Genomic DNA, 15,731 nt, shown 5'->3' with positions numbered 1-15,731 from the left:
TTAATCTACCGCCGTTTTTTTGCCCGCCTCCCGGAGCCCTCCCCTATGCCTACTCGTGAGATCCGCCACCCGCTGATCCGCCACAAGCTCGGCCTGATGCGCCGCGCCGATATCAGCACCAAGAATTTTCGCGAACTCGCCCAGGAAGTCGGCGCGCTCCTGACCTATGAAGCCACCCAGGACCTGCCGCTGGAGACCTACGAGATCGACGGCTGGTGCGGCAAGGTGCAGGTCGAGAAAATCGCCGGCAAGAAGATCACCGTGGTTCCGATCCTGCGCGCAGGCATCGGCATGCTCGATGGTGTGCTCAGCCTGGTGCCGGGCGCCAAGGTGAGCGCCGTGGGCGTTGCCCGCAACGAAGAAACCCTCGAAGCACATACCTACCTGGAAAAGCTCGCGCCGGACATCAACCAGCGCCTGGCCCTGATCATCGACCCGATGCTGGCCACCGGCGGCTCGATGGTCGCCACCATCGACCTGCTCAAGAAGGCAGGCTGCAAAGAGATCCGCGCCATGGTCCTGGTCGCCGCACCCGAAGGCATCGCCGTGGTGGAGAAAGCCCACCCAGACGTGCAGATCTACACCGCATCGATCGACCAGCGCCTGAACGAACACGGCTACATCGTCCCAGGCCTGGGTGATGCCGGCGACAAGATCTTCGGCACCAAGCAGAAGGACGCCTGACCATGCAGGACGGCTTCAACGACCCGCTCTGGCGCCAGATCGTCTCGGGCGCGCAGATGCTCTTCGTGGCATTCGGCGCGCTGGTACTGATGCCGCTGATCACCGGCCTCGACCCCAACGTGGCGCTGTTCACCGCGGGCATCGGCACCTTGCTGTTCCAGCTGGTTACAGGCCGCCAAGTCCCAGTATTCCTGGCCTCCAGCTTTGCCTTCATCACCCCCATCATTCTCGCAAAGGGCCAGTTCGGCCTGGCCGAGACCATGGGCGGCGTGATGGCAGCGGGCTTCGTGTACACCTTCATGGGCCTGATGGTGAAGATCAAGGGCACCGGTTTCATCGACCGTATGCTACCGCCTGTGGTGATCGGCCCGGTGATCATCTCCATCGGCCTGGCCATGGCGCCGATCGCGGCCAACATGGCCATGGGCAAGGCCGGTGATGGCAGTGTGCTGATGCCGTACAAGACCGCCATGTTGATCTCCATGCCGGCATTGCTGACCACGCTGATCGTGGCCGTGTTCGGCAAGGGGATCTTCCGTCTGGTACCGATCATCGCCGGCGTGCTGGTGGGCTTTGGCCTGTCGTTCGCCTTTGGGGTGGTCGATACCGCCAAGATCGCCTCGGCGCCCTGGCTTGAACTGCCGAAATTCACCGCGCCGGCATTCAACTGGCAGGCGATCCTGTTCATCGTTCCGGTGGCTCTGGCTCCGGCGATCGAGCACATCGGCGGCGTCATTGCCGTGGGCAGCGTGACCGGGCGCGATTACCTGAAAAAGCCGGGCCTGCACCGTACCCTGCTCGGCGATGGCCTGGCCACCACCGCAGCCGGCCTGTTCGGCGGCCCGCCCAACACCACCTATGCCGAAGTGACCGGCGCAGTGATGCTGACCAAGAACTACAACCCGAAGATCATGACCTGGGCGGCGATTTTCGCCATCACCTTAGCGTTCATCGGCAAGTTCGGCGCGCTGTTGCAAAGCATTCCGGTACCGGTGATGGGCGGGATTCTGTGCCTGCTGTTCGGTTCGATCGCCGCAGTGGGCATGAACACCATGATCCGTCACAAGATCGACCTGGCCGAAGCCCGCAACCTGGTGATCGTCTCGGTGACCCTGGTGTTCGGCATCGGCGGCGTATTGATCGGCAGCGGCGACGGCCCCGATGACTGGGGTCTGAAGGGCATCGCCCTGTGCGCCATCGTGGCCATCGCCCTGAACCTGATCCTGCCGGGCAACGACAGCTGGAAGCACAAGAAACTGGACGATCAGTTGCACTGACACCCGACTTCAGCCTGACCAGGCCTCTTCGCGGGTTTACTCGTGAAGAGGCCGAACAGGTGTTCAGAAAGTCAGGCCTTTTCGCACATCCCTGCCAGTACCTTCACCCACTGCGGGTGGTCGTTCAGACATGGCACCAGCACCAACTCCTGACCTCCCGCCTCGATGAATTGCTCACTGCCGCGCTGACCAATCTCCTCCAGCGTCTCGATGCAATCGGCGACGAACGCCGGGCACATCACCAGCAGCTTCTTCACCCCAGCCTTGCCCAGCTCATCCAGACGCGTCTCGGTATAGGGCTCGATCCACTTGGCACGCCCCAGGCGTGACTGGAACGACACTGACCACTTGCCATCGGCGATCCCCATCTTTTGCGCGAACGCCTTGGCCGTGGCCAGGCATTGACCGCGGTAGCAGATCGCACGGGTCTGGGCATCGGCATCCTTGCAGCAATCGGCGGCCTGGAAGTCATGCTTGCCGGTCGGGTCGAGCTTCTTCAGATGTCGCTCGGGCAAGCCGTGGAAGCTCAGCAGCAGGTGATCGTAGCCCTGCTCAAGATACGGCTTGGCGCTGGCCACCAAGGCATCGATGTAGTCGGGGTGATCATAGAACGGCTGCAGCACGCGCATCTGCAATGGCAGCTGACGATTTGCGATGGTCTGCTTGGCCAGCTCCACCACCGTGGTCACGGTACTGTCGGCGAACTGTGGATAAAGCGGCGCCAGGGTAACCTTGCGCACACCCTGGGCTGCCAGACGCTCCAGCACCTCGGGCAAGGCCGGCTGGCCATAGCGCATGGCAATCTCCACCGGGCCATGGGGCCATTGCTCGACCATGGCCGCTTGCAGGCGCCGGGTCAGGACCACGAGGGGCGAGCCCTCGTCCCACCAGATCGAGGCGTAGGCGTGGGCCGACTGCTCCGGTCGCTTGATCAGGATCAGCGACACCAGCAGACGACGCACAGGCCACGGCAGGTCGATCACGTAGGGGTCCATGAGGAACTGGTTGAGGTAACGGCGCACGTCGGCAACCGAGGTGGAGGCCGGCGAACCCAGGTTGACCAGTAGCAAGGCGTGATCGGTCATGCAGCATCCTATGTCAGAGGCGGCTGGACAGGTCGTCCAGGGCCGATTGCAGATCGTTGAAACGGAATGTGAATCCTGCCGCCAGCAAGCGGACCGGGCGCGCCCGTTGTCCGCCAAGCAGCAGCGTCGAAAGCTCGCCCAGGCCCGCCCTGAGCAGTAGCGCCGGTGTCGGCATGAAGGCAGGCCGATGCAGGGCACGCCCCAGACGCTTGGCGAATTCGCGGTTGCGCACCGGCTCTGGCGCGCAGGCATTATAGGGACCGGTGGTGTCCTTGTGCTGCAAGAGAAAATCAATCAAGCCGACCTGGTCTTCTATATGGACCCAGGGCATCCATTGCCGACCATCTCCCAAACGCCCGCCCAGCCCCAGCTTGAACGGCAGGCGCAGGCGCGACAAAAAGCCGCCGTCGCTGGCCAGCACCAGCCCGGTTCGCACCAGCACCACGCGAATGCCCAGCCGTTGCGCACGCTGGGCGGTTTCCTCCCAGGCGATGCACAGCTGGCTGGCGAAATCTTCCTTCACCGGAGGCGAGGCCTCGGTCAGTTCCCGCTCGCCACCGTCGCCGTACCAGCCCACCGCGGACCCCGATATCAGCACCTCGGGGCGCTGCTCACGGCTCTCCAGCCATGCCAGCAGCTGCTCGGTGAGGGTGATGCGGCTGGCCCACAGCAGGGTCCGTCGCGAGGCAGTCCAAGGACGGTCGGCGATCGGTGCACCGGCCAGGTTGATCACCGCGTCGACCTCCTCGTCCGCTGCCAGGTCTTCCAGTCGGGCGATGCCGCGCACGCCGGTGCCGCAGATTTTAGCGACCTGCTCGGGGCGACGGCTCCATACGGTCAGGCGATGGCCCTGGCCGAGCCAGTACTGGCACAGGTGCCGGCCGATCAAGCCAGTACCGCCGGTCAGCAATATATGCATGGCTGTGTCCTCGCAAGTTGCGGCCGTGGTCTATTTTTAAGAACAAGGCACTTTTTAGACCGGATGCTCTCGGATTAAACATAGGCCAACCTGCCCTATCGAGCGGTATAACCTTATACAAATTTTGTGCATTGTACAGGTTTGCCTAACAGCGTAGTCTGCTTACAGCAAGGTTCGAAGAGGCCATCATGACAGTACCTATTGCCATCATCGGTGCCGGTATCGCCGGCCTTTCCGCCGCCCAGGCTCTGCAGAAAGCCGGGCAGACGGTCCACTTGTTCGACAAGGGCCACGGCAGCGGCGGCCGCATGGCCAGCAAACGCAGCGAAGCGGGCGCACTGGACTTGGGTGCGCAGTACTTCACCGCCCGTGACCGGCGTTTCGTCGAGCAGGTCCATCAATGGGTCGAGGCCGGCTGGGTGCAGCAGTGGAAGCCTCAGCTGTACAACTACCGAGACGGCGAACTGACCCCCTCACCCGACGAACAGACGCGCTGGGTCGGTGTGCCGCGCATGAGCGCCATCACCCGCGGCCTGCTCAAGGACGTGACGGTGAACTTCGGCTGCCGCATCGCCGAAGTCTTCCGTGGCAAACAATACTGGCACCTGCAGGACACCGAAGGGTGCAGCCACGGCCCCTTCAGCCGTGTGGTGATCGCGGTGCCCGCGCCCCAGGCGACACCGCTGCTGGCCGCGACGCCCAAGCTCGCCGCCGTGGCCGCTGGCGTGCAGATGGAGCCTACCTGGGCCGTCGCCCTGGCTTTCCAGACCGCCCTCGATACGCCCATGCAGGGCTGCTTCGTACAGGACAACCCGCTCGACTGGCTGGCCCGCAACCGCAGCAAGCCTGGGCGCGACGAACAACTCGACACCTGGGTACTGCACGCCACTTCGAACTGGAGCAAGCAGCATATCGACCTGCCCAAAGAGGACGTGATCGAGCAGCTGTGGGGCGAATTCGCTGAGTTGATTGGCTGCATCGTGCCGCCACCGACCTTCGCCCTGGCGCACCGCTGGTTGTATGCCCGTCCGGCCGGCAACCATGAGTGGGGGGCCCTGGCCGATGCCGACCTTGGGTTGTATGCCTGCGGGGACTGGTGCCTGTCCGGCCGCGTGGAAGGCGCCTGGCTCAGCGGTCAGGAGGCTGCCCGGCGGCTGCTGGAGCACCTCGATTAACGCGATCCGCAGAGCTGTACAAAAAATTTCTCTTGCATAAGTTTTTCGGTGTGCTGGAATGAACCTGTACAAGACGCACATCAACGTACAGGTTTTCCGGAGACCCGCCATGGACATCGCTTCGCCCACCGACAAGCCGCGGATTGGTATCAGTGCCTGTCTGCTCGGCCAATCCGTGCGCTTCAACGCCGGTCACAAGGCCTCTCCCCTGTGCCTTGAGTTGCTCGCAGATCACTTCGAATGGGCTCCGGTATGCCCTGAGGTGGCCATTGGTCTAGGCGTTCCCCGCGCCGCTATCCGCCTGGTCGGCGATCCTGAATGCCCTGAAGTGATAGCCCCCCAAAGCCCTGGCACTGACCTGTCGGGCCCGCTGCGCGCCTATGGCGAGCAGATGGCCGAGTCGCTCGATGACCTGTGCGGTTACATCTTCATGCAGAAGTCGCCGTCCTGTGGCCTGGAGCGGGTGAAGGTCTATCAGCACGACGGTCAGCTCTCCCGCCTGCCGGGGCAAGGTGCATACGCCAGTGCATTTTGCGCGCGCCGCCCGGATCTTCCGGTGGAAGAAGAAGGCCGCCTGCACGACCCGGTACTGCGGGAAAACTTCATCAGCCGCGTCTATGCCTATGCCGACTGGCAGCATCTGCTGACGCAGGGCCTGAACCGCGGAGCCCTGGTGCGCTTTCACTCGCGCTACAAATACCTGCTCATGGCCAACAATCCTCAGGCCTATCGCGAACTGGGCCGAATGCTCGGCAGCATGCGCCGTGACGACGACCCGCTCGACATCGGCCCCCGTTATTTCAGCGCGCTGATGCAGGCGCTACGCCGTCGCGCCAGCCGTGGCACCCATGGCAACGTCTTGCAGCACCTGAGTGGTTACTTGAGAGATGTTCTGGGACAAGGCGACCGCAACGAACTGCAGCAGCTCATCGGCCAGTACCAGCAAGGCATCGTGCCGTTGGTGGTGCCCCTGACCTTGCTCAAGCATCACCTGCGCAACCACCCCGACCCTTACCTGCTGCAACAGGCTTACCTGCAACCACACCCCGCGCCCCTGGGCCTGCGCAATGCTCTCTGAAATCCTGCTGCCGATAGGCGAACTGGCCCGGCGCACAGGCGTCAACCCGATCACGCTGCGGGCCTGGGAGCGGCGTTATGGCTTGCTCAAACCCCAGCGCACCGCCAAAGGCCATCGCCTTTATCCGCCAGAACAGGTCGAGCGGGTGCACGCCATCCTGAGCTGGCTGGAACGCGGCGCGTCGGTGGGCCAGGTGCGCGAGCTGCTCGAACGCCCGCCGAGCGTTGCCCCAGTGGGCGACTGGCAATTACGCGAACAGGCGATGATCGAGGCCATCGCCTCGCTTTCACATCATGCTCTCGACCAGCAATTCAATCAGGCGATGGCACTGTATCCGGCCTTCACTTTGTGCGAGCAATTGCTGCTGCCCCTGCTGGACAGCCTGGAACAACGCTGGCGCAGCTACTTCAACGCCCGGCTCGAGCAAGCATTCTTCTACACCTGGCTGCGTAGCAAGCTGGGCGCGCGCGTTCAGCACGACAGCCTGTCGCTGCCAGGCCCCGCCGTGCTCATCACAACCTGCGGCGATGGCGCGTTCGATCCGCACCTTTGGCTGTGCGCCTGGTTGCTCGGCAACAGTGCGATCGCCGTGGAGGTGCTCGAACAACCGCTCACCGGCCCCTGCCTGCACCGCGCGGTGCAAGCCCTGCGGCCACGGGCGGTGATCTTCTACCTCGGCACCCGTGTCGACATCCGCTCGTTCAAGGCAGCGTTGACCGGCATCGACATCCCACTGCTGGCCGGTGGTGGCACTGTCTTCGCGCACGGCCCGCGCCTGGTCGAATCCGACGTCGAGGGCTTGCAGTTGTTCGACACGCCCCTGGCAGCCCTGCGCCTGCTGCAATCACTTTGAGGAAACGCTTTTGCAACTGATCTGGCTGCGCAGCGACCTGCGCGTCGAAGACAACACCGCCCTGAGCGCGGCCTGTGCCCTTGGGCCGACCCTCGCCCTGTGGCTGGCCAGCCCCGGCCAGTGGCTCGCCCATGACGATGCTCCCTGCAAGGTCGATTTCTGGCTGCGCAACCTGCAGACCCTGCGCCAGTCCTTGGAGCGCCTGAATATCCCCTTGCTGATCCGCCACGTCGACACCTGGCGACAGGCGCCCCAGGCGGTGCTGGAGGTCTGCCGAGAACATCGGATCGAGGCGGTGCATTGGAATGAAGAGTACGGCGTGAACGAGCAGCAGCGTGACGCCGCTACCCAGGATCTGCTCGAGCAGGCGGGCATCCTCACCCATGGCCACCTGGATCAGCTGCTGCTTCGCCCAGGCTCGGTGCTGACCCGAAGCGGGCACTACTTCCAGGTGTTCGGCCAGTTCCGTCGGGCATGCCTTGAGCATCTGCATCTGAGCCTGCCAAGCCTGGCGCCTCCCGTGAAACGTCAGGCACCGCTGCGCATTGCCAGCGATCCCCTCCCCCAGGGCTTCACCGGTTTTCCGTCCCCACCGCGAAGTGTGCGCGAGCACTGGCCAGCCGGAGAAAACGAAGCCCATCGGCGCCTGACCCGCTTCATCGACGAGACGGTCGAGGACTATCTTCAACTACGGGACCTACCCGCCCGGACCGGCACCAGCCAACTCTCGCCATACTTGGCTGCCGGCGTGATTTCGCCGCGCCAGTGCCTGCACGCTGCCTTGAGCGGGAACCAGGGCGAATTGGACAGCGGCAGCGTAGGTGTACAAACCTGGATCAACGAGCTGCTGTGGCGGGAGTTCTACAAACACATCCTGGTGGGTTATCCACAGGTCTCTCGACACCGGGCCTTCCGCGCCCCCACCGAAGCGCTGCCCTGGCGGGATGCCCCCGAAGACTTGGAAGCCTGGAAAACCGGTCGTACCGGTTTTCCGATCGTCGATGCCGCCATGCGCCAATTGCTGCACACCGGCTGGATGCACAATCGTCTGCGCATGGTCGTGGCGATGTTCCTGAGCAAAAACCTGCTGATCGACTGGCGCCTGGGCGAACGGCATTTCATGCGACACCTGATCGACGGCGATCTGGCCGCCAACAATGGTGGATGGCAATGGAGTGCCTCCACAGGGACCGATGCAGTGCCCTATTTCCGTCTGTTCAACCCGGTCAGCCAGTCACGCCGCTTCGACCCGCAAGGGCAGTTCATCCGTCATTGGCTGCCGGAATTGCAGGGGCTCGATGACAAAACCATCCATGAACCGGGTGCCGGCGGGGATTTATTTTCTGCGTCATACGTGCAGCCGATCGTGGACCTGGGCAGCAGTCGTGAGCGGGTCTTGGCGGCGTTTCAAGGTCTTAAGGATTGAGCCTGCGGCGCGCGGTGCGCCCCATCGCAGGCTAAGCCAGCGTCTGCAGGCGCCCCCTTGGGCAGCACACTTCGGTTACAGCGGAAAAGACAGAACCCGATCGGCACGCCCCCAGAGCAGCGGCAGCACGTCGTTCAGCAACTGTGGTTCGGCGCTGGTCCAGAACGCGGTGTCACGCGCTGGCCCCTCGGCCAGCAGGTCCCGCGCCGCCAGCAAGCGCTGCAGTTGCCGCGCCACAGCGGCACCGGTATCGATGATGGCCACATCCGCCGGCACCATGCTGGCCAACAGCGGACGCAGGAAGGGGTAATGGGTGCAGCCAAGGATGAGCGTGTCGCAACCTGCGTCCAGCAAAGGCCGCACATAGCCGTGCAACAACTGGCGCAGCTGTGGACTGTCGAGATCCCCCGCCTCGATGCGCTCCACCAGGCCAGGACACGGCTGGGTGATGACCTGGACATCGTTGGCGAAACGATCGAGCAAGGCAGCGAACTTGGCGCTCTGCAAAGTGCCGGTGGTGGCCAGCACCCCGACCACGCCAGAGCGCGTCGCTGCAGCGGCCGGCTTGACCGCAGGCTCCATGCCCACCAGAGGCCAATTCGGGTACAGCTCGCGCAGGTCGGCCACTGCCGCCACGGTCGCAGTGTTGCAGGCCAGGACCATCGCCTTGGCACCTTGCGCGTGGAAGAACCCGGCAATGTGGCGCAAGCGCTGGCGGATATAGTCCGGTGACTTTTCGCCGTACGGCACATGGCCGCTGTCGGCGACATACAGGAGCGATTCGTTGGGCAACAGGCGCTGGATCTCGGCGAGCACCGACAGACCGCCGACCCCAGAATCCATCACGCCGACCGGCGCCGCACGCTCAGCCATGCCGGCTGCCACAGACAGCACACGCCGGATCGCGCTTGACCCGCAGCTCGCGCATGCGTGTGCCCAAGGCATCGATCAACAGCAAGCGCCCCACCAGAGGATCGCCGAAGCCGGCCAGCAGTTTCATCGCCTCGAGTGCTTGCAGGCTGCCCACCAAGCCCACCAACGGACCGAGCACACCCGCCTCGCTGCACGTCAGCTCAGCCTCGCTGCCATGGCCATAAAGGCAGTGGTAGCAGGGGCTGTAGTCACGACGGGGGTCGAACACCGACAGCTGCCCTTCCAGGCGGATCGCCGCACCACTGACCAGCGGCTTGCCTGCTGCGACACAGGCGGCGTTGACCGCTTCGCGGGTGGAGAAGTTGTCCGAGCAGTCCAGCACCACGTCGACCGCGCCGACGGCCGCGGCAAGGGAGTCTTCGTCCAGCGCCTCGCGGTGCGCAACCAGCTTGACCTCGGGGTTGATCGCCTCAAGACGCTTGCACGCCGAGTCGACCTTGCTCATGCCCACGCTGTCGCTGTCATGGATGACCTGGCGTTGCAGGTTGGTCAGGTCGACGGTGTCGAAGTCGGCCAAGTGCAGCTCGCCGACACCGGCCGCGGCCAGGTACAGAGCAACCGGCGACCCTAGCCCCCCGAGCCCGACGACCAACGCCTTGCTGCGCTTGAGCCGCAACTGACCGTCGATATCCACCTGGGCCAGCAGGATCTGCCGGCTGTAGCGCAACAGTTCCTGATCACTCAGCATGGCAGTCGTCCCATGGAAATGCGTTCGTGACCGGCCAGGTCCAGGCGGCTGGCCACGTCGATAAAGCCGTGGCGGGTGAGCAGCTCACGCACGGCCGAGGCCTGGTCGTACCCGTGTTCGAGCAGCAGCCAGCCACCGGCCGACAGGTGATACGGCGCCTGGGCGATGATCACTCGCAGGTCATCCAGGCCATCCTGCCCCGCCACCAGGGCACTGCTGGGCTCGAAGCGCACATCGCCTGCGACCAGATGCGGGTCGTCGGCAGCGATATAGGGAGGGTTGCTCAGGATCAGGTCGAAGCGCTCGCCAGCCACGGCGTCATACCAGTGGCTCAGGCGTACCTGGGCATTGGCCAGGCCAAGGCGATCGCGGTTGCGCTCGGCCAGGGCCACGGCTTCGGGCACGCGGTCCAGTGCCGTTACCTGCCAGGCCGGGCACTCGCTGGCCAGGGCCAGGGCAATGGCGCCGGTGCCAGTGCCCAGGTCAAGCACCCGCGCAGGTCGCACGGGCAGCAGCTCCAACGCCGCTTCTACCAGCAGCTCGGTTTCCGGACGTGGGATCAGGGTGTGCGGCGCGACTTCAAGATCGAGCTTCCAAAAACCCTGCTGGCCCAGGATGTAGGCCACCGGCTCACCGGCTCGGCGACGCGCCAGGTAGCCGGCGAACGTCTCGGCGGCCTCGCTGCTGACGATTCGCTCTGGCCAGGTGTGCAGATAACTGCGCGACTTACCCAGGGCTGCGGCGAGCAATAGCTCGACGTCCAGGCGCTCGGTCGGGGAATCTGGCAACTGCGCGTCGCGCAGCAGGCTGGCGATGATGGTCATTCAATCCCCCAGGGCGGCCAACTGATCGGCCTGGTATTCAGCGAGCAGGGGTTCGATGACCGCATCGACGCCCCCGGCCAGAATGTCATCCAGGGAGTACAGGGTCAGGTTGATGCGATGATCGGTCACCCGGCCCTGTGGATAATTGTAGGTGCGGATACGCTCGGAGCGATCGCCCGAGCCCACCAGCAGCTTGCGCTCGGTGGCAATGGCGTTTTGCGCGGCGCTGGTCTGCATGTCATTGAGCTTGGCCGACAGCCAGGACATGGCCCGGGCACGGTTCTTGTGCTGCGACCGCTCCTCCTGGCATTCGACCACGATGCCGGTAGGCAGGTGGGTGATGCGAATCGCCGAGTCGGTCTTGTTGACGTGCTGACCACCGGCGCCCGAGGCGCGGTAGGTATCGATACGAAGGTCGGCCGGGTTGATCTCGATGGCGACCTGTTCATCCGGCTCCGGCAAGACCGCCACGGTGCAGGCGGAGGTGTGGATACGCCCTTGCGATTCGGTCTCCGGCACTCGTTGCACGCGATGTGCGCCAGATTCGAATTTGAGCTTGCCGTAGACACTGTCGCCTTCGACCCGGGCGATGATCTCCTTGTAGCCGCCGTGCTCGCCTTCGTTCTCGGAGAGAATCTCCAGACGCCAGCCGCGCTTTTCGGCGTAACGCGAATACATGCGGAACAAGTCGCCCGAGAAGATCGCCGCCTCGTCGCCACCGGTACCGGCGCGGATCTCGAGGAACACGTTGCGCCCGTCGTTGGGGTCCTTGGGCAGCAACATGCGCTGCAACCGGGCCTCCAGGCCGACCAGTTGCTCCTTGGCCTCACGCACTTCCTCGACAGCCATTTCGCGCAAGTCCGGGTCGCTGTCCTTGAGCAGCGCCTGAGCGCCGGCCAGATCGTCCTGGACCTTTCGCCACTCTTTATAGGCGTCGATGACCGGCTCGACTTCGGCGTATTCACGCGAATAAGCGCGGAAACGGGTCTGGTCGGAAATGACCTCGGCATCGCCCAACAGAGCGGTGAGTTCTTCGAAGCGGTCCTGGAGCGTGTCCAGTTTATTGAGCAGCGACGCTTTCATTGCGGGGTTTTGTCCGTCGAGCCCTCGTTGAGGGCAAAGAGTTCCTGGGCCATGGCCAGCGCATCGAGGCGGCCTTCGGCGGAGAGCTTTTTCAATTGCACGCTGGGCGCATGCAGCAATTTGTTGGTCAGCCCCCGGGCCAGCTGGGCCAGTACCTCTTCGGGATTGCCGCCATTGGCCAGCAGGCGCTGGGCCTTTTGCAGTTCTTCGTCGCGCAGGCGCTCGCTTTGCTGGCGATAGGCCTTGAGCACATCCACCGCGGCCAGCTCGCGCAGGCGCGCCATGAAATCCTCGGCACCGACCGATACCAGCTCCTCGGCAGCCTGGGCCGCGCCTTGGCGGCTCTTGAGGTTTTCCGCGACGACGTCATGCAGGTCATCGACCGTATATAGGTAGACGTCATCGAGCTCGCCAACCTGCGGTTCGATGTCCCTTGGCACGGCGATATCGACCATGAAGATGGGCTTGTGCCGACGCTGCTTCAAGGCGCTTTCCACCGCGCCCTTGCCGAGGATCGGCAACTGGCTGGCGGTGGAACTGATGACGATGTCGCTGTTGGCCAGCTCCTGAGGGATGTCCGAAAGCAGCACCGCATGGGCACCGAACTGTTCGGCCAGGATGCTGGCGCGCTCCAGGGTACGGTTGGCCACGACGATACGCCGTACACCCTGCTCATGGAGGTGGCGGGCGACCAGGGTGATGGTCTCGCCAGCGCCGATCAGCAGCGCCTGGCTGCGACCCAGGTCGCTGAAGATCTGCTTGGCCAGGCTGACGGCGGCGAAGGCTACGGAAACCGGGTTCTCGCCGATGGCGGTGTCGGTGCGCACTTGCTTGGCAGCACTGAACGTGGCCTGGAACAGGCGCCCGAGCAGCGGGCCGATGGTCCCGGCCTCGCGGGCCACGGCGTAGGCCGACTTCATCTGGCCGAGAATCTGTGGCTCGCCCAGCACCAGCGAATCCAGGCCCGAGGCCACACGCATCATGTGCCTGACCGCATCATGCTCTTCGTGGATATAGGCGCTGGCACGCAGCTCTTCGAGGTTGAGCTGATGATACTCGGCCAGCCACTGCAGCACGGCGTCGGCGGCCAGGTGGTCCTGTTCGATATAGAGTTCACTGCGGTTGCAAGTCGACAGGATCGCCGCCTCACGGCTGGCGGTCAGTCGGCAAAGCTGCTGCAGGGCATCGACCAGCTGCTCTGGCGTAAACGCCACGCGCTCGCGTACGTCTACCGAGGCAGTCTTATGGTTGATACCAAGTGCAAGAAAGGCCATGCAAGGTCGCTGGTTGTGACGAGAAGCCGATAATTGTCCTACTTCGCAGGTTTCAGAACAACCACCGTTCGCTATTGTCGCGATACCCGAGGGCTATCGACGGTGGCGGGCCGTTGCGCCGGCCAGACGCTACGAGCACATACAGTGACTGACAGCCCTCGCTCTCACCCTATCGGCTTTGGCTTTTTGGTGCACGATGGCTCAAACACCGCCGGTGGGCATTTACAGCGTGGGAATATCCGTTCCCTGCGCCGGCGCAGACTCACCTTTCGCCCTTACGGCGACCTCCTTTTTGTCTTGGCAAAAAGGAGGCAAAAACCGCTTGCTCCTGCATCCGGCCCCTACGCTGCGGCGCCTTCCGGGGCTTCGCGGCCTCCGACTTGCTTCGCAAGTCTCCATCTCGCAACTTCGGCTGACGCCGAAGGGCGCTGCGCGCCTGCCGCTACAGGCACCTGCACTCGGCCTCCTGAAGTCGCGATTGGCGGCGCCTGAACTAATTTGTGCAATTAAAAGCAAAAGCGGGATTGGGATTGGGATTGGGATTGGGATTGGGATTTTGGTCCGGTGATTTCGAAAGTCCAGAACAACCCGCTAATAGAATGGTCCGAACAATCCGAAACCTCGCAACCTCGACCTTCGCAGGTGGGTTTGCCATCGCGCTTGTGTCATCATGCTCCGACCGCCGGTATCCAAAGCCTTCTTTATGAACAAGTCCTACGCATTGTTGCTTGCTCTCGCCCTGCTCCAGGGCTGCCAAAGCCTGGCCCCGCAGAAGAACGAGGCCGCGTCGCCCGTTGCCGCGGCAGGCAAAAGCGCACCGGAAAAGCCTGTGGTGTACGGCTCGTTCAAAGAGGAAACGCTCTACAGCCTGCTGGTAGCGGAACTGGCCGGGCAACGTAACCGCTTTGACATTGCCCTGGCCAACTATGTCGACCAGGCTGAGAAGACCCAAGACCCAGCCGTCTCCGAACGCGCCTACCGCATCGCCGAATACCTCGGTGCCGACGAGCCCGCGCTGGACACCGCGATGATCTGGGCACGCAACGATGCGCAGAACCTCGACGCTCAACGGGCCGCGGCCATTCAACTGGCCCGCGCCGGACGCTACGACGAATCCATGGCCTACATGGAAAAGGTCCTCCAGGGCCAGGGCGACACCCACTTCGACTTCCTCGCGCTGTCCGCAGCCGAAACCGACCAGAACACCCGCGACGGCTTGTTGCAAAGCTTCGACCGCCTGTTGGTCAAGTATCCGGACAACGGCCAGTTGGTGTTTGGCAAAGCACTGTTGCTGAACCAGGATGGCAAGACCGAGCAAGCCCTCGAACTACTCGAATCGCACCCGCCGCAAAACGGCGAAGTCGCCCCGGTGTTGCTGCGCGCCCGTCTGCTGCAGACCCTGGACCGTGGTTCGGAGGCTTTGCCACTGCTGCGCGGGGCTATTCGCGACAATCCCGACGACAAGCGCCTGCGCCTGACCTACGCCCGCACTCTGGTCGAGCAGGACCGCATGGCAGATGCCAAGGCCGAATTCGAGAGCCTGCTTCAGCAGTACCCCGAAGATGACGAGCTGCGCTATTCGCTCGCTCTGGTCTGCCTGGAAACCAAGAACTGGGACGAGGCCGAGGGGTATCTGCAGGAGCTGGTGGAGCGCGACAGCAATGTCGACGCCGCACACCTGAACCTGGGCCGCCTGCACGAAGAGCGCGGCGATCCCGAGGCCGCCCTGCGTGAATACGCCCTGGTAGGCCCTGGCCCCGATTACCTGCCGGCGCAATTGCGCCAGGCCGACATCCTCATCGCTAACGGCCGCTCCAGCGAGGCGTCGCGCCTGCTCGGCGAAGCCCGAGAGGCCCAGCCGGACTACGCCATCCAGCTGTACCTGATCGAGGCGGAAAGCTACGGCAACAACGCCAAGGAAGCCCAGGCTGAACAAGTCCTGGCCCAGGCGATCAAGCGCTACCCGGATGACCTCAACCTGCTTTATACCCGCGCCATGCTGGCGGAGAAGCGCGATGACCTGGGGCAAATGGAAAAAGACCTGCGCGCCATCATCCAGCGCGAACCGGAAAACGCCATGGCCCTGAACGCGCTCGGCTACACCCTTGCCGACCGCACCACGCGCTACGCCGAAGCCAAGGCGCTGATCGAAAAAGCCCACCAGCTCACCCCGGACGACCCCGCTGTGCTCGACAGCCTGGGCTGGGTCAACTACCGCATGGGCAACCTCGACGAAGCTGAACGCCTGCTGCGCCAGGCCCTGGCGCGCTTCCCCGACCACGAAGTGGCAGCCCACCTGGGTGAAGTGCTCTGGGCCAACGGCAAACGCCGCGAAGCCCGCCAGGTCTGGGCCAAGGCCTTCGAGGGCCAACCCGACAGCCAAATCCTGCGCAAGACTCTCCTGCGCCTGACCGGATCAGAGACCCTGTAAA

At 63.8% G+C, this 15,731-nt stretch carries 14 protein-coding genes; 7 read left to right on the top strand and 7 right to left on the bottom strand.

Annotation, left to right across the window (positions count from 1 at the left end):
• Positions 1-45: 45 nt before the first annotated feature.
• Together upp and R6G97_RS16640 are read left to right on the top strand one after the other, a co-directional pair.
• The gene (gene upp / locus R6G97_RS16645; RefSeq protein ID WP_028691132.1) at positions 46-684 is read left to right on the top strand and encodes a uracil phosphoribosyltransferase; all 639 of its coding nucleotides are present in this window, start codon (positions 46-48) and stop codon (positions 682-684) included.
• A gap of 2 nt (positions 685-686) precedes the next feature.
• Positions 687-1,961 (top strand): uracil-xanthine permease family protein, encoded by a 1,275-nt coding sequence (locus tag R6G97_RS16640; RefSeq protein WP_317847246.1) that lies wholly within the window; start codon positions 687-689, stop codon positions 1,959-1,961.
• Between the two features lie 71 nt (positions 1,962-2,032).
• On the opposite strand, the gene hemH is transcribed toward R6G97_RS16640, so the two are convergent.
• Positions 2,033-3,046, bottom strand: a complete 1,014-nt coding sequence (hemH, locus tag R6G97_RS16635; RefSeq protein WP_182941770.1) for a ferrochelatase — start codon at positions 3,044-3,046, stop codon at positions 2,033-2,035.
• Between the two features lie 13 nt (positions 3,047-3,059).
• Positions 3,060-3,965 carry a TIGR01777 family oxidoreductase gene (locus R6G97_RS16630; RefSeq protein ID WP_043215315.1) on the bottom strand — a complete coding sequence of 302 codons (906 nt, stop codon included), beginning with the start codon at positions 3,963-3,965 and terminating at the stop codon, positions 3,060-3,062.
• Between the two features lie 188 nt (positions 3,966-4,153).
• Between R6G97_RS16630 and R6G97_RS16625 the strand changes: the two genes are divergently transcribed.
• From R6G97_RS16625 to phrB, 4 genes are all read left to right on the top strand, one after another.
• The gene (locus R6G97_RS16625) at positions 4,154-5,140 is read left to right on the top strand and encodes an NAD(P)/FAD-dependent oxidoreductase (protein ID WP_043215317.1); all 987 of its coding nucleotides are present in this window, start codon (positions 4,154-4,156) and stop codon (positions 5,138-5,140) included.
• A 109-nt stretch (positions 5,141-5,249) separates the two neighbouring features.
• A complete protein-coding gene (locus R6G97_RS16620) occupies positions 5,250-6,218 on the top strand; it encodes a YbgA family protein (RefSeq protein WP_317847245.1) in 969 nt (322 codons plus the stop codon).
• On the top strand, positions 6,208-7,071 hold the full coding sequence (locus R6G97_RS16615) for a MerR family transcriptional regulator (RefSeq protein WP_043215322.1): 864 nt from the start codon (positions 6,208-6,210) through the stop codon (positions 7,069-7,071). The genes R6G97_RS16620 and R6G97_RS16615 overlap by 11 nt, the downstream gene beginning before the upstream one ends.
• Positions 7,072-7,081: 10 nt before the next feature.
• Positions 7,082-8,497, top strand: a complete 1,416-nt coding sequence (phrB, locus tag R6G97_RS16610) for a deoxyribodipyrimidine photo-lyase (protein ID WP_043215324.1) — start codon at positions 7,082-7,084, stop codon at positions 8,495-8,497.
• Between the two features lie 75 nt (positions 8,498-8,572).
• Here the strand turns inward: phrB and murI are convergent, their stop codons facing one another.
• From murI to hemA, 5 genes are read right to left on the bottom strand one after another with little or no spacing between them, the layout of a single operon-like run.
• The gene (gene murI, locus R6G97_RS16605; protein ID WP_317847244.1) at positions 8,573-9,370 is read right to left on the bottom strand and encodes a glutamate racemase; all 798 of its coding nucleotides are present in this window, start codon (positions 9,368-9,370) and stop codon (positions 8,573-8,575) included.
• On the bottom strand, positions 9,363-10,118 hold the full coding sequence (locus R6G97_RS16600) for a molybdopterin-synthase adenylyltransferase MoeB (RefSeq protein WP_043215329.1): 756 nt from the start codon (positions 10,116-10,118) through the stop codon (positions 9,363-9,365). Before R6G97_RS16600 ends, murI begins: the two co-directional genes overlap by 8 nt.
• Positions 10,112-10,942 carry a peptide chain release factor N(5)-glutamine methyltransferase gene (prmC, locus tag R6G97_RS16595; protein ID WP_317847243.1) on the bottom strand — a complete coding sequence of 277 codons (831 nt, stop codon included), beginning with the start codon at positions 10,940-10,942 and terminating at the stop codon, positions 10,112-10,114. Before prmC ends, R6G97_RS16600 begins: the two co-directional genes overlap by 7 nt.
• A complete protein-coding gene (gene prfA, locus R6G97_RS16590; protein WP_043215331.1) occupies positions 10,943-12,025 on the bottom strand; it encodes a peptide chain release factor 1 in 1,083 nt (360 codons plus the stop codon).
• Positions 12,022-13,299, bottom strand: a complete 1,278-nt coding sequence (gene hemA / locus R6G97_RS16585) for a glutamyl-tRNA reductase (protein ID WP_043215333.1) — start codon at positions 13,297-13,299, stop codon at positions 12,022-12,024. Before hemA ends, prfA begins: the two co-directional genes overlap by 4 nt.
• Before the next feature lie 703 nt (positions 13,300-14,002).
• Here hemA and R6G97_RS16580 point away from each other — a divergent pair.
• Positions 14,003-15,730 carry a tetratricopeptide repeat protein gene (locus R6G97_RS16580; protein ID WP_090345209.1) on the top strand — a complete coding sequence of 576 codons (1,728 nt, stop codon included), beginning with the start codon at positions 14,003-14,005 and terminating at the stop codon, positions 15,728-15,730.
• Position 15,731: the final 1 nt, after the last annotated feature.

Origin of the sequence: Pseudomonas sp. HTZ2 (assembly GCF_033173945.1) — a bacterium.
In the GTDB taxonomy this organism is placed as follows: domain Bacteria; phylum Pseudomonadota; class Gammaproteobacteria; order Pseudomonadales; family Pseudomonadaceae; genus Aquipseudomonas; species Aquipseudomonas guariconensis.
Note: the sequence above shows the minus strand (reverse complement) of the source record. Positions and strands in the feature narration are given on the sequence as shown.